Source organism: Enterobacter sp. B79-1 (assembly GCF_057444735.1).
Window position 1 is genome coordinate 260747 of sequence record NZ_JBYAZJ010000003.1, and the last position, 23837, is coordinate 284583.

Below are 23837 nucleotides of genomic sequence, written 5' to 3' on the forward strand. Positions count from 1 at the left end.
AAAGCTTTATGCTTATTATAAATCAGATAAAATCACTATATTTAACGCAATTTCATCTATATACATATTAGTTTAGGCTCAGGATGTAGAGTATTGCCCTACTTTGATTTCCATGAGGACCCTCTGGCTCCCTCACGTTAACGGGCGACACCTGACATGACTCTCTCACGCAGCACCCACGTCGACTTTCACGTTATCGTTCTGAGCGATAACTATTTCCTGTGGCTTGGTCTGAAAACGCTCATTTCGATGATGATGACGCCGCGTCCTGATATTTTCTGGCTCAACAGCGTCAGCCCGGAAACCCTCTTGCGCATGCGCGAACAAATCATGAAAGAGACCACCGATAACGGCTGGCTCATATTTACGGACGAAAGCCGCGTGAACGACATCAACGTCTATCTGCCTGCCGGGCGCGTCAGGGTGCTGGCTGGAAACATCTCGATAATTCAGCTCAGCCAGCATTTGAGAAACGCCGATTTCACCCAGCGCTACCGTCCTGATGCTAACCTCACCCGCTCTGAACTGCGGGTGTGTACCCTGCTCAGTCAAGGGATCAGCCTGGTTCGCATTGCGCAACTGCTGAATAAATCCCCCAAAACCATCTATACCCACAAGCGTAACGCGATGACCAAATTCCGCTGCCAGAACCTGGCGGAGTTTCACCGTAAAATCTGCCTGCTGGAACAGCAATCGTTCTACCTCTGATTGCGCTCATTTATTAATCAGCGTGAATACCTGCCTGGATCAATGTTATCGGTAACAAAGCAGTTAGAATACCCAGCTTCTTAGATGAATAGCACGCGTACTATTCACCATATGTATTTTCCCAACTGCTCTTTTGACAATACTCTATGAAATACCTGCTCGCTGATACCCTCGTCTATAACGATGAAGACGGTTCCGTTTCACTTGTTGCTACGCCAGACGTCGAACCCCAGGTGATGACGGCAACCGCCAACAGCATTATGAAAATGCTGGTGCTCCATCACGGTAACGTCGTCGAACGCGAGGCGTTCCTGCATGACGTGTGGGATGAGCGCGGCCTGCAGGGCTCCAACAATTCACTTAATCAGTACATCAGTATCCTGCGGAAACTGCTGGCAAGCCTCGTGCCCGAGATGTTGTTTATTGTCACCGTGCCCAAAGTGGGCTTTATGCTGAGCGCGGACATCACGGTCCATTCCCAGGCCGAAAAATCTGATTGCCCAGCCTCAGCCAGTAGGCCGTATCGTTTTCAGCCTCAACTGCTGTTCTGTAGCGGGCTGACGCTTGTGGTGCTGGCGCTGTGCATCTGGACGTTTGTGGTTAAGCAAAACCAGCAGCGCGCGGAAATGCACCTTCTGACACATTTCGGTGAATGTCCGGTCTACACCTTCTCGCCGCTGGCAGATGTGTTTCGTAACAAGGCAATAGCGCTGGCACAGGCGATGCAGCGCGACGGCAACCTGCCGTGCCTGAAAAACTCCCTCTTTTATCTGCACATTCAGAACACGCTCTTCTACGGCCATGAAGGAAGGATGGTGCTTTCGCAATGCTCCCTGTCGAAAGAGAACACCGCCAGCGCCTGCCGCACGCTTTATGCCTACGAATGGTGAATCATGACGCGTAAAAAAATAGGGCTGGTTATCGCCTTCAACCTGCTGTTAATCACCATGGCCGTGGCATGGTACCGACATACACCGCCCCTGCCCGTCATTTGCGAAGGTAACCTGACCTTCACGCAGCAGCGTGACGACAACAACTTCACGTTCGACGGTGAGATCCTGATGCGATTTCACCCCGACGGCACGGGTTACTTCACGCTCAACGGGAATGTGCAGAATATCCGGCAGGGCTGGGAAGTCTCCCGTCAGGAAACGTTTAACTGGCGGCACATGCACGACACGCTTTTTGAAATCGCCATTATCAAGGTCGAGCGATTTAGCCACGATGAATTACCCGATGGGGTATTTGAGAAATACGTTGCTGGCTTAACGCCGGGACAGAAAAGGCTACTGACCATCGAACGCACGCCGGAAGAGGCGATGGTGATCGGCAATTTCTACTCGCCGCTGCTGATCTGCTCGGAATAAACAGATCAGGCTATACTTGCCGCCATGAAAATCATCTTCCGCCCCACCACTGCGCATGACGTTGCCAGTCTGCCCGCCATTGAGCGCGCGGCAGGCCAGCGTTTTCGAGCCTGGCCTGAACTGGCCTGGCTCGCTGATGGCGACGTCATTTCCGTTGAACAGCATCGCGACTATGTCGAACAGGGCCTGAGCTGGCTGGCGCTGGCAGCGGATCGTCCTGTGGGTTTTCTCCTCGCAGAAGCCCATTCTTTGTCGTTGTTTATCGTGGAGCTTTCGGTTGAGCTGGACTGGCAGGGAAAAGGTATAGGTCGGCAGCTCATCGCCTGTGCGGCTGAGCATGCCCGTAAAAAGGGGCTAACGTCGCTGACGTTAACGACGTTCCGGGACGTGCCGTGGAATGCGCCATTCTATACGCGGTTGGGGTTTGAACGCGTAACGGCACTCACGCCTGAACTGCGTCAAAAAAGGGAAGAAGAGGCCGCGCACGGTTTAGCGTATGAAACGCGCTGCGCCATGCGCCTGCCTCTGAGTTAATTAGAACGTTTCCCAGTTATCACCCGCGTCGGCCGTCGCGGCTTTACGCGACATCACCGGGGTGACAACGTTTTTCGCTGACGCGAACTCGCGCGCTTTCATCTGCTCCTGCTGAATGCGGAACACCGCCACGGCCTGGGTCAGACGGCTCGCCTGCTCTTCCAGTGCGGCAGCCGCTGCGGCAGATTCCTCAACCAGAGAGGCGTTCTGCTGAGTCACGCGATCCATCTCCGCGACCGCCAGGCCGACCTGGTCGATACCGCGGCTCTGCTCGTCAGACGCAGACGCAATTTCACCCATGATGTCCGTCACTCGGGTTACCGCATTCACGATCTCACCCATGGTTTCCCCCGCGCTCTCTACCAGAGTAGAGCCCACTTCCACGCGGCTGACGGAGTCTTCAATCAGGCTCTTGATTTCACGAGCCGCCTGGGCGCTACGCTGCGCCAGGTTACGGACTTCGCCTGCAACAACGGCAAAGCCACGGCCCTGTTCACCAGCACGCGCCGCCTCTACCGCCGCGTTCAGCGCCAGAATGTTGGTCTGGAAGGCGATGCCGTCGATCACGCTGATAATATCGGCAATTTTCTGCGAACTGCCCGCGATGTCGCGCATGGTTTGCACCACGTTATCCACCACTTTACCGCCTTTCTGCGCGGTCTCAGACGCGCTCAGCGCCAGGTTGCTCGCCTGGCGGGCGTTTTCGGCGTTCTGCTTCACGGTGGCGGTCAACTCTTCCATGCTGGCCGCGGTCTCTTCCAGGGAGGCGGCCTGCTGCTCGGTACGGGAAGAGAGATCGTTGTTACCCATCGAGATTTCACTCGCGCCGCTGTAGATGGCATTCGCACCGTTACGCACGTCGCCAACGGTACGCACCAGCTCGCCCTGCATGTGGCGCAGCGAGTCGGCCAGTTCACCCATCTCATTGGAGCCTTCAACATCGATACGCTTCACCAGGTCGCCGCTGGCGATATGGCGAATGCTGTCGATCAGGCGATTCAGCGGAGAAATCAGCGCCTGCTTGATGCCCAGCCAGACGGCGACAATCACCACCACCACGGCAATCAGCACGCTAATCAGCACCCAGATAGCCTGGCTGTAAGAGCTGTTGCTGTCTTTCACCGCCGTCTCATACAGCTTGTCGTTCTGCTGCAGGTAGCTCACGTACTGCTTCTCAAAACCGTCCTGATAGCTCTGGGTCGGCTGGTCGAAGAAGGCGTTGATTTTCCCCGCACCCAGCAGCTGAATCAGCTCAGCCAGCGCGCCGTGGTAGATCTCGTAATTACGTTTGATTTCCAGTGCAGCGGCGTCGCTCTGGCGCGGATCGCGCGGCAGGGCTTCGTAATCCGCCCAATTTTTTTCCGCCTGCTTCAGCGAGGCAGACGCAATCTGCATCAGATCGTTAACGGTCGCGCCGCTGCCGATGTTGCTCTGATCCATCATGTAGCGGATACCCGCGCGGTTCAGGGTGTTACGGGTTTGCAGCAGGGCAACCCAGCTCCCGTTGAGGGTGGATTGTTGCTGGCGAATGGTTTGCAGGACGGTGAAATTCTCTTTGTCATTCTTCAGGGCATTAAAGAAAAGACCACCGGATGTGAGTTGTAAAAGGCCAAATATCGCTAAAACCAGCAGTAAGCTGGTGACAATCTTGATACGGTTTAACATGTTTTCTCTTCCTCAGACAGATACAGAATTTTCGGCCTGGAAAGGGAAAACTTTACGAAAATCATCCTGGAATTTGTGGTTTTTACTCTTCTTCCCGCGCTGCGTTATCCCGGTTTCCGAGTTCAATAAACTCTTCCAGCAGCGCCGTCAGCTGCTTCATCTTCTCCGGCGTGTATTCCGCCTCAATCTGCCGATACGCCTCTTCGACCTGCGCCTGGGCGTGTTCATACAGCGCATTCCCCTCTTTGGTCAGCGACACGTACAGCTTGCGCTGGTCGTTCACCGGCTTTAAGCGCAGCACCAGGCCGTCGCGCTCCATGCGCGTCAGGATGCCGGTCAGGCTCGGGCGCAAAATGCAGGTGCGAAACGCTAGATCGTGAAAATCCATCGACGGATGTTCAGCCAAAACGCGCACAATGCGCCACTGCTGCTCGGTCAGATTATGGCGCTTTACGATCGGGCGGAAGTAGGACATCGCCGCTTCCCGCGCCTGCAACAGCGCGATGGTTAATGAGTCATGCATAGCCTCTCCCTTCAAATCATTAACAAGTAAACAATCACTAAAAGACGCTTTTATAAACAACACGTTTTCCGTCAAAAAGTCTAACAGAAACCAGTTAGTTTTATTAACAATCTGATTTTCATATAAATAAAAACCAATTTGTAAATTTATTGTTATTCATATCACAAATTTTTCACTTCTGATTGCGAAATAAACAGCAAAAGCATAAAACCAGATCATTAACATATTAATGAAATCATAACCCGGACCTCCGGGGTGAGGAGTATGTGAATGAAAGGTACCGTTTTTGCCGTCGCCCTCAACCATCAAAGCCAGCGTGATGCCTGGCGTGAAGCGTTTGAAAAAGCCCCCTACAGCACGCCGCCGAAAACAGCCGTGTGGTTTATCAAACCGCATAACACGGTGATCCGCGCGGGCGAGCCGATCCCCTTCCCGCAGGGGGAAACGGTGCTAAGCGGCGCGACGGTGGCGCTGGTGGTGGGCAAAACCGCCTGCAAGGTGCGCGTGGAGGATGCCGCGGCGTACATCGCGGGATACGCGCTGGCCAACGAGGTGAGCCTACCGGAAGAGAGCTTCTACCGTCCGGCCATCAAGGCCAAATGCCGGGACGGATTTTGCCCGCTGGGCGAACTTGTCGCCGTTGATAGCGTGGATAACCTGACCATCATCACCGAGATCAACGGCCGCGAAGCGGACCACTGGAACACCGCCGATCTTCAGCGCAGCGCTGCCGAACTGCTGAGCGCCCTGAGCGAGTTCGCCACCCTCAATCCCGGCGATGCGATCCTGCTCGGCACCCCACAAAGCCGCGTTGAGATCCGCCCGGGCGATCGCGTGCGCATTCTCGCTGAAGGCTTTCCGCCGCTGGAAAACCTGGTGGTGGACGAGCGCGACGTCACTATTGCACACAGCACGCCGCCGCACGCCACGCTGTTTGCCCTCGGTCTGAACTATGCCGATCACGCCAGCGAGCTGGACTTCAAGCCGCCCAGCGAGCCGCTGGTATTTATCAAAGCGCCAAACACCTTCAACGGCGATAACCAGACGTCGGTGCGCCCGAATAATATCGAATACATGCATTACGAAGCGGAGCTGGTGGTGGTCATCGGTAAAACCGCGCGTAAGGTCAGCGAAGCCGAGGCGATGGACTATGTTGCGGGCTATACGGTCTGCAACGACTACGCCATCCGCGACTACCTGGAAAACTACTACCGTCCGAACCTGCGGGTAAAAAGCCGCGACGGGCTGACGCCCATTTCCCCCCACATCGTGCCGAAAGCGGCGATTCCCGACCCGCACAACCTCACCCTGCGCACCTTCGTCAACGGCGAGCTGCGCCAGGAAGGGACCACCGCCGATCTCATTTTCAGCATTCCGTTCCTGATTGCGTACCTGAGCGATTTTATGACCCTGCAGCCGGGCGACATGATCGCCACCGGCACGCCGAAGGGGCTGTCCGACGTGGTGCCGGGCGATGAAGTGGTGGTGGAAGTGGAGGGCGTGGGGCGCCTGGTGAACCGAATTGTCAGCGAGGAGACTGCAAAATGAAAAAGATTAACCACTGGATAAACGGTAAAAACGTCGCGGGAAGCGAGTACTTCCACACCACCAACCCGGCCTCCGGCGAGGTGCTGGCGGAAGTCGCCTCCGGCGGTGAAGCTGAAATTCACCAGGCCGTCGCCGCCGCCAAAGAGGCATTCCCGAAGTGGGCCAACCTGCCGATGAAGGAGCGCGCGCGCCTGATGCGCCGTCTGGGCGACCTGATCGACCAGAACGTGCCCGAGATCGCCGCCATGGAAACCGCCGACACCGGCCTGCCGATCCACCAGACCAAAAACGTGCTCATTCCGCGCGCCTCGCACAACTTCGAGTTCTTCGCCGAGGTGTGCCAGCAGATGAACGGCAAAACCTACCCGGTCGACGACAAGATGCTCAACTACACCCTGGTGCAGCCGGTGGGCGTCTGCGCGCTGGTGTCGCCGTGGAACGTGCCGTTTATGACCGCCACCTGGAAGGTCGCGCCCTGCCTGGCACTCGGAAACACCGCGGTGCTGAAGATGTCTGAACTCTCTCCGCTGACCGCCGACCGTCTGGGCGAGCTGGCGCTGGAGGCGGGCATTCCGGCGGGCGTGCTCAACGTGGTGCAGGGCTACGGTGCGACGGCAGGCGACGCGCTGGTGCGCCATCACGACGTGCGCGCCGTCTCCTTCACCGGCGGCACCGCCACCGGGCGCAACATCATGAAAAATGCCGGGCTGAAGAAATACTCCATGGAGCTGGGCGGCAAATCCCCGGTGCTGATTTTTGAAGATGCCGACATCGAGCGCGCGCTGGACGCCGCCCTGTTCACCATCTTCTCGATCAACGGTGAGCGCTGCACCGCGGGCTCGCGCATCTTTATCCAGCAGAGCATCTACCCGGAATTCGTGAAGCGCTTTGCCGAGCGCGCCAACCGCCTGCGCGTTGGGGATCCAAACGATCCGAATACCCAGATTGGCGCGCTCATCAGCAAGCCACACTGGGAGAAGGTCTCCGGCTACATCCGCCTCGGCATTGAGGAAGGCGCGACCCTGTTGGCGGGCGGCCCGGACAAACCGACCGATCTGCCTGCGCACCTGAAGGGCGGCAACTTCCTGCGCCCCACCGTGCTGGCGGACGTCGACAACCGCATGCGCGTGGCGCAGGAGGAGATCTTCGGGCCGGTGGCCTGCCTGCTGCCGTTTAAGGACGAAGCGGAAGGCCTGCGCCTGGCCAACGACGTGGAGTACGGCCTGGCGTCGTACATCTGGACCCAGGACGTCAGCAAAGTGCTGCGCCTGGCGCGCAGCATCGAAGCGGGCATGGTGTTCGTGAACACCCAGAACGTGCGCGACCTGCGCCAGCCGTTTGGCGGCGTGAAGGCCTCTGGCACCGGCCGCGAGGGCGGCGAGTACAGCTTCGAGGTGTTCGCGGAGATGAAGAACGTCTGCATCTCCATGGGCGACCATCCGATTCCAAAATGGGGGATCTGATCATGGGTAAATTAGCGTTAGCGGCAAAAATCACCCACGTACCGTCGATGTACCTCTCCGAACTGCCGGGGAAAAACCACGGCTGCCGCCAGTCGGCCATCGACGGGCATAAAGAAATCAGCAAGCGCTGCCGCGAGCTGGGCGTGGACACCATCATCGTGTTCGACACCCACTGGCTGGTGAACAGCGCCTACCACATCAACTGTGCGGACCATTTTGCGGGCGTCTACACCAGCAACGAGCTGCCGCACTTTATCCGCGACATGACCTACGACTACGACGGCAACCCGGCGCTCGGCCAGCTGATTGCCGACGAGGCGGTGAAGCTCGGCGTACGCGCCAAAGCGCACAACATCCCGAGCCTCAAGCTGGAGTACGGCACGCTGGTGCCGATGCGCTACATGAACGCGGATAAGCACTTCAAGGTGATCTCCATCTCGGCGTTCTGCACGGTTCACGACTTTGCCGACAGCCGCCGGCTGGGCGAGGCCATCGTCAGCGCGATTGAGAAATACGACGGCACCGTGGCGGTGCTCGCCAGCGGCTCGTTGTCGCACCGCTTTATCGACGACCAGCGCGCGGAGGAAGGGATGAACAGCTACACCCGTGAGTTTGACCGTCAGATGGACGAGCGCGTGGTGAAGCTGTGGCGCGAGGGTCAGTTTAAGGAGTTTTGCAGCATGCTGCCGGAGTACGCCGACTACTGCTACGGCGAGGGCAACATGCACGACACGGTGATGCTGCTGGGCATGCTCGGCTGGGACAACTACGACGGCAAGGTGGAGTTCCTCACCGAGCTGTTCGCCAGCTCCGGTACCGGCCAGGTTAACGCCGTTTTCCCGCTGCCCGCATAAGGAGCCACCATGCCGCACTTTATTGCTGAATGCACCGACAACATCCGCGAGCAGGCCGACCTGCCGGGGCTGTTCGCCAAAGTGAACGAGGCGCTCGCCGCCACGGGCATCTTCCCCCTCGGCGGTATCCGCAGCCGCGCCCACTGGCTGGACACCTGGCAGATGGCCGACGGCAAGCATGATTACGCCTTTGTGCATATGACGCTGAAGATTGGTGCCGGGCGCAGCCTGGAGAGCCGGGAAGAGGTCGGTGAAATGCTGTTTGCGTTGATTAAAGATCATTTCGCAGCGCTTATGAACAGCCGGTATCTGGCGCTGTCGTTTGAGCTCGACGAGCTGCACCCGACGCTCAATTACAAACAAAACAACGTGCACGCGCTGTTTACGTAGCCGTCTGCTCGCCCGGTGGCGCTTCGCTTACCGGGCCTACAACGGCCCCGAACGTAGGCCGGGTAAACGAAGTGCCACCCGGCAACAGCCGCACAAAGGATATCGCCATGCTCGACAAACATACCCATACCCTGATCGCCCACCGTCTGCATCAGGCGGAACAATCCCGGGAGCAGATCCGTGCGATCTCGCTGGAATACCCGGAGATCACGATTGAAGACGCCTACGCCGTCCAGCGCGAATGGGTCAGCCTGAAAATCGCCGAAGGCCGCGTGCTGAAGGGCCATAAGATCGGCCTCACCTCGAAAGCGATGCAGGCCAGCTCGCAGATTAGCGAACCGGACTACGGCGCGCTGCTGGACGACATGTTCTTCCACGACGGCAGCGACATTCCCGTCGATCGCTTCATTGTTCCGCGCATCGAAGTGGAGCTGGCCTTCGTGCTGGCAAAACCGCTGCGCGGCCCGAACTGCACGATCTTCGACGTCTACAACGCTACGGATTACGTGATACCCGCGCTGGAGCTGATCGACGCCCGCTGCCACAACGTTGACCCGGAGACCCAGCGTCCGCGCAAGGTCTTCGACACCATCTCCGATAACGCCGCCAACGCGGGCGTGATCCTCGGCGGCCGTCCGATCAAGCCCGACGCGCTAGATCTGCGCTGGATCTCCGCCCTGCTCTACCGCAACGGCGTGATCGAAGAGACCGGCGTCGCCGCAGGCGTGCTTAACCACCCGGCGAACGGCGTGGCGTGGCTGGCGAACAAGCTGGCGCCGTACGACGTGCAGCTTGAGCCGGGGCAAATCATCCTCGGCGGCTCCTTTACCCGCCCGGTGCCCGCCAGCAGAGGCGACACCTTCCACGTCGACTACGGCAGCATGGGCTCCATCAGCTGCCGCTTTGTGTAAGGAGACAACCATGCAAAACGCATTCAAAGCGGCGCTGAAGGCGGGTCGTCCGCAAATCGGTTTATGGCTGGGGCTGACCAGCAGCTACAGCGCCGAGCTGCTGGCCGGGGCAGGCTTCGACTGGCTGCTGATCGACGGCGAGCATGCGCCGAACAGCGTGCAGACCGTCCTGACTCAGCTTCAGGCGATCGCCCCCTATCCCAGCCAGCCGGTGGTCCGCCCGTCGTGGAACGATCCGGTGCAGATCAAACAGTTGCTGGACGTGGGGGCACAAACCCTGCTGGTGCCGATGGTGCAAAACGCCGACGAAGCGCGTCTGGCGGTCCGTTCTACCCGCTACCCGCCCGCGGGCATTCGCGGCGTCGGCAGCGCCCTGGCTAGAGCGTCGCGCTGGAACCGCATTCCGGATTACCTCCAGCAGGCTAACGACGCCATGTGCGTGCTGGTGCAAATCGAAACCCGCGAGGCGCTGAAAAACCTGCCGCAGATACTCGACGTGGAAGGGATCGACGGCGTGTTTATCGGCCCGGCGGATCTGAGCGCCGACATGGGCTTTGCCGGCAATCCGCAGCACCCGGAAGTCCAGGCCGCCATTGAGCAGGCGATCGCGCAGATACGCGCCGCCGGTAAAGCGCCCGGCATCCTGATGGCGAACGAGGCGCTGGCAAAACGCTATCTCGACCTCGGCGCGCTGTTTGTCGCCGTCGGCGTCGACACCACCCTGCTCGCCCGCGGCGCGGAAGCGCTGGCGGCACGTTTTATCGAACAACCGGTTACGTCAGTTAATAACAATAAATCCGTCTACTAAACGTAAGATCTGGAGCGCACCATGACGACCTCTACCCTGCAAACCCATGATAATAAAGCTGTTGAACATCGCGCCATTAACAAGCTGTTCCGACGCCTGATCGTCTTTCTCTTCATCCTGTTTGTTTTCTCGTTTCTCGATCGCATCAACATCGGCTTTGCCGGGCTGACGATGGGTAAAGATCTGGGACTTACGTCCACCATGTTTGGCCTGGCCGCGACGCTGTTTTACGTCACCTACGTGCTGTGCGGGATCCCGAGCAATATCATGCTGGCGAAAATCGGCGCGCGGCGCTGGATCGCCGGGATCATGGTGGTGTGGGGCATCGCCTCCACCTGCACCATGTTCGCCACCAGCCCTGAAACGCTCTACGTCCTGCGCATGCTGGTAGGCATTGCCGAAGCGGGCTTCCTGCCGGGGATTTTGGTCTATCTCACCTGGTGGTTCCCGGCCTATCACCGCGCCCGCGCCAACGCGCTGTTTATGATCGCCATGCCGGTGACCATGATGCTCGGCTCGATCCTCTCCGGCTACATTCTGGCAATGGACGGGCTGTGGAACCTGAAGGGCTGGCAGTGGCTGTTCCTGCTGGAAGGGCTGCCCTCCGTGGTGCTCGGCGTGGTGACCTGGTTTTACCTCAACGACACGCCGGATCAGGCCACCTGGCTGGACGACGACGAAAAACAGGCGCTGAAAACGATGATTGCCCGCGAGCAGGAGGTCGCCATTGCCCAATCCGTCACGCCGCGCTCGACGCTGCGCGAAGTGCTGACCCCGGCGGTGCTGCTCTACACGCTGGCCTACTTCTGCCTGACCAACACGCTCAGCGCGATCAACATCTGGACGCCGCAGATCCTGCAAAGCTTTAACACGGGGAGCAGCAATATCGTCATCGGCCTGCTGGCGGCGATCCCGCAGTTTTGCACCATTCTCGGGATGATCTGGTGGAGCCGCCGCTCCGACAGGCTGAAAGAGCGAAAAAAGCACACCATCCTGCCGTACCTGTTCGCCGCGGCGGGATGGATGCTGGCCTCCGCGACGGATCACAGCCTGATCCAGCTGCTTGGCATCATCATGGCCTCAACCGGATCCTTCACCGCCATGGCCATATTCTGGACCACGCCGGATCGGGTGATTAGCCTGCAGTCCCGCGCGGTGGCGTTGGCGGTGATCAACGCCATTGGCAACGTGGGTTCTGCCGTCAGCCCATTGCTGATTGGGATCCTGCGCGACGCGACCGGCAGCTTCAGCTCCGGGCTGTGGTTCGTGGCCGGGCTGCTGGTGGTCGGCGCGCTGGTGCTGACGCGCATTCCGATGACGCAGCGGGATCAACTGAGGAACGATCGTGTGCCAGAGCCCCATCGCCAACATTGATATCAGCAAGGAGTACGACGAAAGTCTGGGCACCGACGATGTGCACTACCAGTCGTTCGCCCGCATGGCGGCCTTTTTTGGCCGCGACATGCAGGCGCATCGTCACGACCAGTATTTTCAGATGCACTTTCTCGATACCGGGCAGATTGAACTCCAGCTCGACGATCACCGCTACTCGGTGCAGGCCCCGCTGTTCGTCCTGACGCCGCCGTCGGTGCCGCACGCGTTTATCACCGAATCCGACAGCGACGGGCACGTGCTGACGGTGCGCGAGGATCTGATCTGGCCGCTGCTGGAGGTGCTTTACCCCGGCACGCGGGAAGCGTTTGGCCTGCCGGGGATCTGCCTCTCGCTGGCCGACAGGCCGGACGAGCTGGCGGCGCTGAAGCACTACTGGCAGCTCATTGCCCGGGAATCCACGGAACAACTGCCGGGGCGAGAACACACGCTGGTCCTTTTGGCGCAGGCGGTCTTTACCCTGCTGCTGCGCAACGCGAAGCTTGACGACCACGCTTCAGGCGGTATGCGCGGCGAGCTGAAGCTATTCCAGCGCTTTACCCAGCTGATTGATGCCCACTACCACCAGCACTGGACGGTGCCGGAATACGCCAGCGAGCTGCACCTGACCGAATCCCGCCTGACCGATATCTGCCGCCGCTTCGCCAACCGACCGCCGAAGCGGCTGATCTTCGACCGGCAGCTGCGCGAGGCCAGGCGGCTGCTGCTCTTCTCCGACAGCGCGGTCAGCGAGATTGCCTGGCAGCTGGGGTTTAAGGATCCGGCTTACTTTGCCCGCTTTTTTAACCGCTTAGTGGGGTGCTCGCCGAGCGCGTATCGGGCGCAGAAAGTACCGGTTTCCTGAACGCATCACGGTTCGTAGGGCGGGTAAGCGCAGCGCCACCCGCCGAAAAGCCGCACAGATCACAAAACTACATCCCACCCGAAAAGTACCCGCCGTTGTCCCAAACGTCCCTTCACGTTCCGCCCCGCTCAGGCTTCAATTAAACAACAAAAACAAAACATAAATTTAACAACCCTATTCCGATACGAGGTCCCTATGAAGCCTGAAGATTTCCGCGCTGATGCCAAACGTCCGTTAACCGGCGAAGAGTATTTAAAAAGCCTGCAGGACGGTCGTGAGATTTATATCTACGGCGAGCGCGTCAAAGACGTCACCACCCATCCGGCGTTTCGCAACGCGGCGGCCTCCATCGCGCAGATGTACGACGCGCTGCACAAGCCGGACATGCAGGATACCCTCTGCTGGGGCACCGACACCGGCAGCGGCGGCTATACCCACAAGTTCTTCCGCGTGGCGAAAAGCGCCGATGACCTGCGTCAGCAACGCGATGCCATCGCCGAGTGGTCACGCCTGAGCTACGGCTGGATGGGCCGCACGCCGGACTACAAAGCCGCGTTTGGCTGCGCGCTCGGTGCCAACCCGGCCTTCTACGGCCAGTTCGAGCAGAACGCCCGTAACTGGTACACCCGCATTCAGGAAACCGGCCTGTACTTCAACCACGCCATCGTTAACCCGCCAATCGACCGTCACAAGCCGGCGGACGAAGTAAAAGACGTCTACATCAAGCTGGAGAAAGAGACCGACGCCGGGATTATCGTCAGCGGCGCGAAAGTGGTGGCAACCAACTCGGCGCTGACCCACTACAACATGATCGGCTTCGGCTCCGCGCAGGTGATGGGCGAAAACCCGGACTTCGCGCTGATGTTCGTCGCGCCGATGGATGCCGAAGGCGTGAAGCTGATCTCCCGCGCCTCTTACGAGATGGTGGCAGGCGCAACCGGATCCCCGTACGACTACCCGCTCTCCAGCCGCTTTGACGAGAACGACGCGATCCTGGTGATGGATCACGTGCTGATCCCGTGGGAAAACGTGCTGATCTACCGCGATTTCGACCGCTGCCGTCGCTGGACGATGGAGGGCGGCTTTGCGCGAATGTACCCGCTGCAGGCCTGCGTGCGCCTTGCGGTGAAGCTCGACTTCATCACCGCCCTGCTGAAGAAATCGCTCGAGTGCACCGGCACCCTGGAGTTCCGCGGCGTGCAGGCGGATCTCGGCGAAGTGGTGGCCTGGCGCAACATGTTCTGGGCGCTGAGCGACTCCATGTGTTCCGAAGCCACCCCGTGGGTCAACGGCGCGTATCTGCCGGATCACGCCGCGCTGCAAACCTACCGCGTCATGGCGCCAATGGCCTATGCGAAGATCAAGAACATCATCGAACGTAACGTCACCTCCGGGCTGATCTACCTGCCCTCCAGCGCCCGGGATCTGAACAACCCGCAGATCGACCAGTATCTGGCGAAATACGTGCGCGGCTCCAACGGTATGGATCACGTTGAACGCATCAAGATTTTGAAACTGATGTGGGATGCCATCGGCAGCGAGTTTGGCGGTCGTCACGAGCTGTACGAAATCAACTACTCCGGCAGTCAGGATGAGATCCGCCTGCAGTGTCTGCGCCAGGCGCAGAGCTCCGGCAACATGGACAAAATGATGGCAATGGTCGACCGCTGCATGTCCGAATACGATCAGCACGGCTGGACAGTGCCGCACCTGCACAACAACACCGATATCAACATGCTCGACAAGCTGCTGAAATAGCGCAGCGGGAGGTTGCAATGCATTCAGATGAACAACGCCTGCGTTTTCGCGACGCGATGAGCAGCCTGTCGGCTGCGGTTAATGTGGTCACCACCGAGGGCGAGGCGGGCCGCTGCGGTATCACCGCCACCGCCGTCTGCTCGGTGACGGACACGCCGCCGTCGGTCATGGTGTGCATCAACGCCAACAGCGCCATGAACCCGGTCTTTCAGGGTAACGGCAGGCTGTGCGTCAACGTGCTGAACCACGAGCAGGAGATCATGGCTCGCCATTTCGCCGGGATGACCGGTATGGCCATGGATGAGCGCTTTGCCCTCTCCTGCTGGCAGAAAGGCCCGCTGGCGCAGCCGGTGCTAAAAGGCGCGCTCGCCAGCCTGGAAGGGGAGATAAGCCAGGTGCAAACCATCGGCACGCATCTTGTTTATCTCGTTGAAATTAAAAACATCATCCTCAGTGAAGAGGGCCACGGCCTGATCTATTTCAAACGCCGCTTCCACCCCGTGATGATGGAGCTTGAAGCAGCCGTTTAATCCCTTCCCGCGCTGACCTTTCTTCGGTCAGTGCGGCTTTCTGCAAAAAACCCTAAGGTTTCCGCTAAAGCACGCCGTTATATAACCATAAGAGAAATTTTCTGTGCCTGAATACTGACACCCCGTGTCAGTGCTACCCGCATCATTCAGCGCCGATCCCAATATACAGGAAGACCTTATGGCTAAATCGACGCGGAGCCGCTCGGCTGAACGTCTGGTCGATATTCTGGTTGAGCTACATTTACACGGTGTGGTAAACCGCAGTGCGCTCATGGATAAATTTAAAATTACCGAGCGCACTGTCTACCGCGATTTAAATGCACTCTCCCCGATTGTTGAACATACCGGAAATGGGCTATATCGGCTCATTCATTCAGCGCAATCTCCCGGCTCGCAAGGACTGCACCACACCCTTGCTAACTTCCTGAATGCTGATAACTTTTTTCCCGATCGTAATACCGAGTTTTGGCAGAAACTCGAAAACCGCGTTGATGAAAATCATATTCTTATTCTTGGCAACGACGCTGAGCACACCGTACACCGAGATATTGGTCGTTATTTACCGAAAATTGAGAAATCGATTAAAAACCATAATGTTTGTCAGATCGTTTATAAAGGTAAAACCCGTCTGATTAATCCTTATAAACTCATTAACAAAAAAAATATATGGTATTTACAAGCCACCGAAAATAGCAGGTTAAAATCCTTTTCGCTGAGCCAGATTCGCTGGATGGATATTCAGGGCACGACATTTATTCCTGAAGAGAGCGTGATTGAACTGCTGGAAAAAAGCCTCGATCCCTGGGTCTCTGAAGATACTTTCGAAGTGAAAATATTTATCAACGATAATATTTCCCATTACTTTATGCGACGCGATCTCCTGCCGGAACAAGAGCTGCTGGAAGACCATCACGATGGCGTCACGCTCCGCTGTCAGGCAGCACATGAGAACCAAATTTTGCCGCTGCTTTTGTACTGGCTGCCAAATATTCACATTTTAGAACCTGCCTGGCTGAGGGAAAAGCTGGTGACGACCCTGACAACCTATCTGGCTGAGTGCACGGCATAGCTAACTGCGTGATCGCAATCACATATTTTCTCCCACCGGCGGCGAGCCTGAACCACTCGCCCTCACCTTTGACCGCTCACCCATCACTTTCAACCACTCACTCATTTACCGTCCTTTACACGCGCGACGATCTGGCACGATCCCTCCAGCATTAATCAATACCTCCTCACAACGAACCCTGACCCTTTTTTCTTTACATAAAAAACCAGGTCTTACTATGGATACTAAAAAACTACTGAAGCACGTGCCCTGGGCCTTACTCGGGATCCTCGGCGCTTTTTGTCTGGCGGTTGTCGCATTACGCCGGGGCGAACACGTAAGCGCCCTGTGGATCGTGGTCGCGTCCGTTTCCGTCTATCTTGTGGCTTATCGCTACTACAGCTTGTACATCGCGCAGAAGGTCATGAAGCTCGACCCGACGCGCGCCACGCCGGCGGTCATTAACAATGACGGCCTGAACTACGTGCCAACCAACCGCTACGTGCTGTTTGGTCACCACTTTGCCGCTATCGCCGGCGCAGGCCCGCTGGTCGGCCCGGTGCTGGCCGCGCAGATGGGCTACCTGCCGGGTACCCTGTGGCTGCTCGCTGGCGTAGTGCTGGCGGGTGCGGTGCAGGACTTTATGGTGCTGTTTATCTCTTCTCGCCGTAACGGTGCCTCTCTGGGTGAGATGGTCAAAGAAGAGATGGGCCGCGTGCCGGGGACTATCGCCCTGTTCGGCTGCTTCCTGATTATGATCATCATCCTCGCGGTGCTGGCCCTGATCGTGGTGAAAGCGCTGGCCGAAAGCCCGTGGGGTGTCTTCACCGTCTGCTCAACCGTGCCGATTGCGCTGTTCATGGGTATCTACATGCGCTTCCTGAGACCGGGACGCGTGGGTGAAGTGTCGGTGATTGGTATCGTGCTGCTGGTGGCCTCCATCTACTTCGGCGGCGTGATTGCGCACGACCCATACTGGGGCCCTGCGCTGACCTTCAAGGACACCACCATCACCTTCGCGCTGATTGGCTATGCGTTTATCTCCGCGCTGCTGCCGGTCTGGCTGATTCTGGCCCCGCGTGACTACCTGGCGACCTTCCTGAAAATCGGCGTTATCGTCGGTCTGGCGATCGGCATCCTGGTGATTAACCCGGATCTGAAAATGCCTGCGGTAACGCAGTACATCGACGGTACCGGTCCACTGTGGAAAGGCGCCCTGTTCCCGTTCCTGTTCATCACCATCGCCTGCGGTGCGGTCTCTGGCTTCCACGCTCTGATTGCGTCCGGTACCACGCCTAAGCTGCTGGCGAACGAGAAAGACGCGCGTCTGATCGGCTACGGCGCAATGCTGATGGAGTCCTTCGTGGCGATCATGGCGCTGGTTGCAGCCTCCATTATCGAACCGGGTCTGTACTTCGCGATGAACACCCCGCCTGCTGGCCTCGGCATTACCATGCCAAACCTGCACGAGATGGGCGGTGACAACGCGGCGCTGATTATGGCGCAGCTGAAAGACGCAAGCGCACACGCGGCGGCGACCGTCAGCTCCTGGGGCTTCGTGATTTCGCCTGAGCAGATCATGCAGACCGCGAAAGACATCGGCGAACCGTCCGTGCTGAACCGCGCCGGTGGTGCCCCTACGCTGGCCGTCGGTATCGCACACGTGTTCCACAAAGTGCTGCCGTGGGCGGACATGGGCTTCTGGTACCACTTCGGTATTCTGTTCGAAGCGCTGTTCATCCTGACCGCGCTGGACGCCGGTACCCGTGCGGGCCGCTTCATGCTGCAGGACCTGCTCGGTAACTTCGTGCCGTTCCTGAAGAAAACCGACTCTCTGGTGGCGGGCATTCTGGGTACCGCGGGCTGCGTCGGCCTGTGGGGCTACCTGCTGTATCAGGGCGTTGTCGACCCGCTCGGCGGCGTGAAGAGCCTGTGGCCGCTGTTCGGTATCTCTAACCAGATGCTCGCAGCCGTTGCTCTGGTGCTCGGTACCGTGGTCCTCGTGAAGATGAAACGCACCAAATACATCTGGGTAACGGTTGTTCCTGCGCTGTGGCTGCTGCTCTGCACCACCTGGGCGCTTGGCCTGAAGCTGTTCAGCGCCAACCCGCAGCTGGAAGGCTTCTTCTTCATGGCTAACCAGTACAAAGAGAAGATTGCCGCAGGCGGCGCGGATCTGACCGCGCAGCAGATTGCCAACATGAACCATATCGTGGTGAACAACTACACCAACGCGGGTCTGAGCATTCTGTTCCTGGTGGTGGTGTACAGCATCATCTTCTACGGCATCAAAACCTGGATGAACGTGCGCAACGCCGACGGCCGTACGGATAAAGAAACCCCGTACGTGCCGGTGCCGGAAGGCGGCGTGAAGACCTCTTCACACCATTAAAAAATGGCGGGTGGCGCTACGCTGACCCGCCCTACACAGAAACTGTAGGCCCGGTAAGCGTAGCGCCACCGGGCTTTTTCTGTCTGGAACCCACAATGTTTGGTAACTTAGGCGAAGCAAAAAAATACCTCGGTCAGGCGGCGAAAATGCTGATTGGCATTCCGGACTATGACAACTACGTTGAGCATATGAAGACCAACCATCCGGATAAGCCGTACATGACCTACACCGAATTCTTCCGCGAGCGTCAGGAAGCGCGCTACGGCGGAAGTGGAGAAGGCGGCGTCCGCTGCTGCTAAAGGAGAGACCATGACCCCGATTGCCGTTACCCTGCTGACCGGTTTCCTCGGCGCCGGTAAAACCACCCTGCTGCGCCACATCCTGAATGAACAGCACGGCTTCAAAATCGCCGTCATCGAAAACGAGTTCGGCGAAGTCTCCGTTGACGACCAGCTGATTGGCGATCGCGCCACCCAGATCAAAACCCTCACCAACGGCTGCATCTGCTGCACCCGCTCTAACGAATTAGAAGACGCCCTGATGGACCTGCTCGACAGCCGCGATCGCGGTGAAATCGACTTCGACCGTCTGGTGATCGAGTGCACCGGCATGGCCGACCCCGGCCCGATTATTCAGACCTTTTTCTCGCATGAAATTCTTTGCCAGCGCTACCTGCTGGACGGCGTGATTGCCCTGGTGGATGCGGTCCACGCCGACGAGCAGATGAACCAGTTCACCATCGCCCAGTCTCAGGTGGGCTACGCCGACCGCATCCTGCTGACCAAAACAGACGTGGCGGGCGGAAGCGAAAAACTGCGGGAGCGCCTGACCCGCATTAACTCCCGCGCGCCGGTTTACACGGTGACGCATGGCGACATCGATCTGTCTCAGCTGTTCAACACCAACGGCTTTATGCTGGAAGAGAACGTGACCGCAAAACCGCGCTTCCACTTTATGGGAGATAAGCAAAACGACGTGGCGTCGATTGTGGTGGAGCTGGACTACCCGGTGGACATCGGCGAGGTTTCGCGCGTGATGGAGAACCTGCTGCTGTCGTTTGCCGACAAGCTGCTGCGCTACAAAGGGATGCTGTGGATTGACGGCGAGCCGAACCGCCTGCTGTTCCAGGGCGTGCAGCGCCTGTACAGCGCAGACTGGGACAGACCGTGGGGCGATGAAACGCCGCGCAGCGTGATGGTGTTTATTGGCATACAGCTGCCGGAAGAGGAAATTCGGGGGGCGTTTGCGGGGCTGAAGAAATAGCCTCTTCGTTTAACTACGCGCACCGAACAATCCCCTCTCCCTTTGGGAGAGGGTTAGGGTGAGGGATGAGGGGTGGGCAGAAACTTATTTCACAGCCTCCGGCAGCGTCACAATCCACAGCTCGCTGTCCGACTCCGGCTTCTTCAGCGGCTTCACGCTGAGCGTGGTTTCCACCGGTTTATCATCCAGCGTCAGCTTGCCTTCCGTATTCACCCGATAATCCTTGAGCTTTTTGCCCTCAACCGGATTTTGCATCGCCGCCTTCACGCCAAAGTCATTATCGTTCGCCACCGCAAGCGTTTTGCTGTCGATCAGCGCCAGCCCTTCGGCCTTCTCCTGCTGCCAGCCCAGCGCGCGCAGATCGACGACCTGCGTTTTTGCAGCAAGCGTTATGCCGCGCTGCGCCAGGGTTTTCTCATCATCAAACTCCGGATACTCGCCCGGCTTGTCGAAAGCGGAAAGGTCGCTCGCCTTACTGAGATCCACCTTATAAATCAGGTTGCGCATCCCGTCGTTTTTATCGCTTCCCTGCTCAATCAGCAGAATGTGCTGGTCATCGAGCGCCACGATATCGCCGATTTTGGCGTCGCTGTTTTTACCGTAGGCCGCGCTGTCGATAGGGTAGCCGTACATCGCGGTTTTCCCGGTCGCCGGGTCGAAGCTCACCAGACGCGTAAACAGCGCCTGCTTTTTGCTCTTACCGTCAATATCCAGCGTACTTTGCACGGCGGCGATAATCCGCCCGTCCGGCATGCGGGTCAGGCCTTCAAAGCCACGGTTTGCCTGACGCCATTTGATAATGTTTGGCAGACCACCCGCGATGGATTTCTCCCCTTCCGCCGCCTGCGGCCCGTGGATCGCCAGGATCTTGCCTTTGCTGTCGACGTTAATCAGGAACGGGCCATACTCGTCGCACAGCCAGTATCCGCCTTTACCGTCCGGCGTGATGCCTTCCGTGTCCAGACCGCGGTTGTCACCCTTCAGAATTTTTAGCGTGTCGCTGAATGCCACTTCATTGGTGGAGCCAATCACGCCGCTTTGCAGCGGCAGACCGTTAATCTCGCCTTTATCATCATGCAGCGGGCGGGCATCGACAGCCTCCGCTTTGCCGTTCTCAACGCGGATGGTCATCAGCAGCGGCGCGAAATCTGGCGTGACAAATATTTTGGCTTCGTTTTTACCCATTTTTGGCGCATCGGCGTTTGGACCGCGATCGGTCACGGTCGCAAAGGTCAGGGCGTCCCCCTGCTTGCCAGTAAATAGCAGGCCAGAGCCAATCCCCACCGGGAGTCCGTTCGGAAACGCGCTGGCAAACGCGCCGCTGTATTTCACATGTGAGCCTTCAGGGAAGCTGACGATATAGCGCTCTGCGGTAGGTTGTGCCGCCACGGCAGAGAATGAGAGCGCACAGCCCACGAGTACAGGAATGATTTTTCTTTTCATGTTGTTAGCATCCAGTTAGTGAAGCCAACACCGTAATGAAGAAACGTGTCAGAAAAATGACATGAAAGGACGACGGATCTGCACAAAATTACGTATAGCAACCACCAGAAATGTAAACCTCTGTCTTTATCTGTGACAACCGAAACACTTTTGGAAATTATTAGAAACTCAATTAATTCATCTCAAATGGCTTTCTTTGCCTTGTTCAGTTGTCGTTTAGCCAAAAATCTAAACTGTTCCTAAACGCGAATTTATTTGCCATTGACGAGCTTCTAAACAAACAATTTTGCAACAGATAAAGATTAAACCCCCAACAAAAACAGCATAAAACCGCGATATGCCTCACATTTGCAGTCATAAACATCACTTGTTAAGGTGCCCTCAGATTAATTTAATGACGAGGAAAAACTCATGAAAAAGATTAACGTACTTATCCTTTCCGCTCTGACCGCGGTATCTGGCTCCGCACTGGCAATGGGCGGCAGCATTGAGCAGGGTAAAAACTTTACCAACCTGAATGTGGAAATGGGTAAATCTACCTCCGGCCTGTATACCGAAGGCAACTGGCTGAAAAATACCGATGACGGCACCACAACCGGTGGCGTAGGTGCAGGCTACAACTTTGAAGTCGGCCCGGTGATGTTGAACGCAGGCGCTAAGGCTCTCTACATTGGCCCGAAAAAAGGCGATAACGGCGTGGCGTTCCCAATCGGCGGCGGCGTGAACGTTGCTCTGACCGACAGCATCAAGGTCTTCGGCGAAGGTTACGTTGCGCCAGACGGCCTGAATAACAGCGTGAAAAACTATGTTGAAGCTAACGGCGGCGTAAGCTGGACCCCAATCAAACCGGTTACGCTGAAAGTGGGTTACCGCCACGTGAGCGTTGACGGCAAAGATGGTCGTCCAAACCACACCCTGATTGACGGTGCGTACGTGGGCGGCGGCGTGAGCTTCTAAGGCTCCGCAAAGTGCAAAAAAAACCTGCCATCCGGCAGGTTTTTTATGGTTGAAATTACTTACGCACCACCACCAGCTTCTGGTTCACAAACTCTTTGATCCCCAGATCCGACAGCTCGCGTCCGTAACCAGACCGCTTCACGCCGCCAAACGGCAGTTCTGCCGCGGTATCGGTGAGCCAGTTGATATACACCATCCCGGTCTCAATGCGCGACGCCATTTTCTTCGCGCGCTCGATATCCTGGCTGAATACCGCCCCGCCCAGGCCGTAGTGGGAGTCGTTCGCCAGCGCGACCGCTTCGTCGTCGTTTTTCACCACGTAAATCTGCGCCACCGGGCCGAAGAATTCTTCGAAGTACGCCGGGTTGTCGCGGGAGATATTCGTCAGGATCGTCGGTTCGAAGAAGCTCCCGTCACGCTGTACGGGCTTGCCACCATGGTGCAGCGTCGCGCCGTTTTTCACCGCCTCGTTAACCTGTTTGGTCAGCGTTTCCAGAGCATCTTTAGACGACAGCGGCCCCAGCGTGGTGCTTTCGTCCAGCGGATCGCCTATCTTCACCTGCTTAAACGCCTCGGTAAATTTGCTCAGGAACGTATCAGCAATCTTCTCGTGCAGGATAAAGCGCTTCGCCGCGGTGCACACCTGTCCGGCGTTGTTGAGCCGCGCGTTAACGCCGATCTTCACGGCTTTATCAAGGTCGGCATCGTCCAGCACCACGAACACGTCGTTACCGCCCAGTTCGAGCGTAGATTTCTTGATGTGCTTCGCCGCCTGCGCCGCTACAACGCTGCCCGCTTTTTCGGAACCGGTCAGCGCCGCCCCCTGCACGCGATCGTCGGCAATAATATTTGCCACCTGATCCGAAGAGATAAACAGGTTGGTCCATGCCCCTTCCGGTGCTCCCGCCTCGCGCACCAGGTGGGCAAAGGTTTCGGCGCAGTGCGGCACGATGCTGGCATGCTTGGCGATCACCGGGTTGCCCGCCGCCAGGTTTGGCGCCAGGACGCGCATCAGCTGGTAGTACGGGAAGTTCCACGGCTCAACGGCCATCAGCACGCCGATGGGGTGGTGCTCCACCCAGGCTTCACCGAGTTCTGAATCATATTTCACCGGCGCCAGGAACTGCTTTGCGTTGTCGGCGTAGTAGCGGGCGATCTGCGCGCACAGCTTCACCTCGCCGCGGCTCTGCTCGATGAGCTTACCCATCTCCTGGCTGGCGATTTTCGCCAAATCCTCCACGCGATCGTCGATCAGGTCGGCGAGCTTATGCAGCACCGGCAGACGCTGGCTGATGTCGCCTTTCGCCCAGTCCGAATGGTAAAGCGCATCGGCCGCCTTCAGCGCCGCTTCGATATCCGCATCGGTATGTGAGGGGTATTCTTTGATGAGCTGGTTAGTGGCAGGATTTACTGTCTGATAAGCCATGTCGAATCTCCTT

At 57.8% G+C, this 23837-nt stretch carries 23 protein-coding genes; 19 read left to right on the forward strand and 4 right to left on the reverse strand.

Annotated features, from left to right (window positions below; all coding sequences use genetic code 11):
- The first annotated feature begins 156 nt into the window (after nucleotides 1-156).
- The 4 genes from AC2T6E_RS11620 to AC2T6E_RS11635 all read left to right on the forward strand — a co-directional run bounded on the left by AC2T6E_RS11620 (nucleotide 157) and on the right by AC2T6E_RS11635 (nucleotide 2609).
- Nucleotides 157-708: a helix-turn-helix transcriptional regulator gene (locus AC2T6E_RS11620; RefSeq protein ID WP_120159659.1), complete on the forward strand. Its 552-nt coding sequence runs from the start codon at nucleotides 157-159 to the stop codon at nucleotides 706-708.
- A 146-nt stretch (nucleotides 709-854) separates the two neighbouring features.
- A complete protein-coding gene (locus AC2T6E_RS11625; protein WP_174341093.1) occupies nucleotides 855-1598 on the forward strand; it encodes a winged helix-turn-helix domain-containing protein in 744 nt (247 codons plus the stop codon).
- A 3-nt stretch (nucleotides 1599-1601) separates the two neighbouring features.
- Complete coding sequence (locus AC2T6E_RS11630) at nucleotides 1602-2075, forward strand: hypothetical protein (protein WP_337256901.1); 474 nt, start codon at nucleotides 1602-1604, stop codon at nucleotides 2073-2075.
- 24 nt (nucleotides 2076-2099) lie between these two features.
- Nucleotides 2100-2609 (forward strand): GNAT family N-acetyltransferase, encoded by a 510-nt coding sequence (locus AC2T6E_RS11635; RefSeq protein ID WP_486691832.1) that lies wholly within the window; start codon nucleotides 2100-2102, stop codon nucleotides 2607-2609.
- Here the strand turns inward: AC2T6E_RS11635 and tsr are convergent, their stop codons facing one another.
- A complete protein-coding gene (tsr, locus tag AC2T6E_RS11640; protein ID WP_126816030.1) occupies nucleotides 2610-4274 on the reverse strand; it encodes a methyl-accepting chemotaxis protein in 1665 nt (554 codons plus the stop codon).
- An 82-nt stretch (nucleotides 4275-4356) separates the two neighbouring features.
- Nucleotides 4357-4797 (reverse strand): homoprotocatechuate degradation operon regulator HpaR, encoded by a 441-nt coding sequence (gene hpaR, locus AC2T6E_RS11645; RefSeq protein ID WP_089598019.1) that lies wholly within the window; start codon nucleotides 4795-4797, stop codon nucleotides 4357-4359.
- 270 nt (nucleotides 4798-5067) lie between these two features.
- On the opposite strand from hpaR, the gene hpaG reads away from it, so the two are divergent.
- From hpaG to yjiA, 14 genes are all read left to right on the forward strand, one after another.
- Nucleotides 5068-6345 (forward strand): 4-hydroxyphenylacetate degradation bifunctional isomerase/decarboxylase, encoded by a 1278-nt coding sequence (gene hpaG / locus AC2T6E_RS11650; RefSeq protein ID WP_486691835.1) that lies wholly within the window; start codon nucleotides 5068-5070, stop codon nucleotides 6343-6345.
- Entirely contained in the window at nucleotides 6342-7808 is a 1467-nt protein-coding gene (hpaE, locus tag AC2T6E_RS11655; RefSeq protein ID WP_089598021.1) for a 5-carboxymethyl-2-hydroxymuconate semialdehyde dehydrogenase, read from the forward strand. The genes hpaG and hpaE overlap by 4 nt, the downstream gene beginning before the upstream one ends.
- A gap of 2 nt (nucleotides 7809-7810) precedes the next feature.
- Nucleotides 7811-8662, forward strand: coding sequence for a 3,4-dihydroxyphenylacetate 2,3-dioxygenase (gene hpaD, locus AC2T6E_RS11660; RefSeq protein ID WP_042717302.1), 852 nt, complete (start codon nucleotides 7811-7813; stop codon nucleotides 8660-8662).
- 9 nt (nucleotides 8663-8671) lie between these two features.
- Complete coding sequence (locus AC2T6E_RS11665) at nucleotides 8672-9052, forward strand: 5-carboxymethyl-2-hydroxymuconate Delta-isomerase (RefSeq protein WP_126816032.1); 381 nt, start codon at nucleotides 8672-8674, stop codon at nucleotides 9050-9052.
- A gap of 107 nt (nucleotides 9053-9159) precedes the next feature.
- Nucleotides 9160-9963 carry a 2-oxo-hept-4-ene-1,7-dioate hydratase gene (hpaH, locus tag AC2T6E_RS11670; protein ID WP_108417166.1) on the forward strand — a complete coding sequence of 268 codons (804 nt, stop codon included), beginning with the start codon at nucleotides 9160-9162 and terminating at the stop codon, nucleotides 9961-9963.
- A gap of 10 nt (nucleotides 9964-9973) precedes the next feature.
- Nucleotides 9974-10771 (forward strand): 4-hydroxy-2-oxoheptanedioate aldolase, encoded by a 798-nt coding sequence (hpaI, locus tag AC2T6E_RS11675; RefSeq protein ID WP_126816033.1) that lies wholly within the window; start codon nucleotides 9974-9976, stop codon nucleotides 10769-10771.
- 21 nt (nucleotides 10772-10792) lie between these two features.
- The gene (gene hpaX, locus AC2T6E_RS11680; RefSeq protein WP_212474386.1) at nucleotides 10793-12145 is read left to right on the forward strand and encodes a 4-hydroxyphenylacetate permease; all 1353 of its coding nucleotides are present in this window, start codon (nucleotides 10793-10795) and stop codon (nucleotides 12143-12145) included.
- Nucleotides 12117-13007: a 4-hydroxyphenylacetate catabolism regulatory protein HpaA gene (gene hpaA, locus AC2T6E_RS11685; protein WP_042717310.1), complete on the forward strand. Its 891-nt coding sequence runs from the start codon at nucleotides 12117-12119 to the stop codon at nucleotides 13005-13007. Before hpaX ends, hpaA begins: the two co-directional genes overlap by 29 nt.
- Before the next feature lie 195 nt (nucleotides 13008-13202).
- A complete protein-coding gene (hpaB, locus tag AC2T6E_RS11690; protein ID WP_010427196.1) occupies nucleotides 13203-14765 on the forward strand; it encodes a 4-hydroxyphenylacetate 3-monooxygenase, oxygenase component in 1563 nt (520 codons plus the stop codon).
- Nucleotides 14766-14782: 17 nt separating this feature from the next.
- Entirely contained in the window at nucleotides 14783-15295 is a 513-nt protein-coding gene (locus AC2T6E_RS11695) for a 4-hydroxyphenylacetate 3-monooxygenase reductase subunit (RefSeq protein WP_126816035.1), read from the forward strand.
- A 178-nt stretch (nucleotides 15296-15473) separates the two neighbouring features.
- Nucleotides 15474-16364, forward strand: coding sequence for a helix-turn-helix transcriptional regulator (locus tag AC2T6E_RS11700; protein WP_108417170.1), 891 nt, complete (start codon nucleotides 15474-15476; stop codon nucleotides 16362-16364).
- 217 nt (nucleotides 16365-16581) lie between these two features.
- Entirely contained in the window at nucleotides 16582-18735 is a 2154-nt protein-coding gene (locus AC2T6E_RS11705; protein WP_100165532.1) for a carbon starvation CstA family protein, read from the forward strand.
- Nucleotides 18736-18830: 95 nt separating this feature from the next.
- Complete coding sequence (locus tag AC2T6E_RS11710; RefSeq protein WP_003856610.1) at nucleotides 18831-19034, forward strand: YbdD/YjiX family protein; 204 nt, start codon at nucleotides 18831-18833, stop codon at nucleotides 19032-19034.
- 10 nt (nucleotides 19035-19044) lie between these two features.
- Complete coding sequence (gene yjiA / locus AC2T6E_RS11715; protein WP_486691843.1) at nucleotides 19045-19998, forward strand: GTPase; 954 nt, start codon at nucleotides 19045-19047, stop codon at nucleotides 19996-19998.
- Between the two features lie 84 nt (nucleotides 19999-20082).
- On the opposite strand, the gene AC2T6E_RS11720 is transcribed toward yjiA, so the two are convergent.
- Complete coding sequence (locus AC2T6E_RS11720; protein WP_486691848.1) at nucleotides 20083-21441, reverse strand: esterase-like activity of phytase family protein; 1359 nt, start codon at nucleotides 21439-21441, stop codon at nucleotides 20083-20085.
- 411 nt (nucleotides 21442-21852) lie between these two features.
- Between AC2T6E_RS11720 and AC2T6E_RS11725 the strand changes: the two genes are divergently transcribed.
- Entirely contained in the window at nucleotides 21853-22398 is a 546-nt protein-coding gene (locus AC2T6E_RS11725) for a YfaZ family outer membrane protein (RefSeq protein WP_486691853.1), read from the forward strand.
- Nucleotides 22399-22453: 55 nt separating this feature from the next.
- Here the strand turns inward: AC2T6E_RS11725 and AC2T6E_RS11730 are convergent, their stop codons facing one another.
- Nucleotides 22454-23824 (reverse strand): NAD-dependent succinate-semialdehyde dehydrogenase, encoded by a 1371-nt coding sequence (locus tag AC2T6E_RS11730; RefSeq protein WP_316466423.1) that lies wholly within the window; start codon nucleotides 23822-23824, stop codon nucleotides 22454-22456.
- Nucleotides 23825-23837 lie beyond the last annotated feature (13 nt).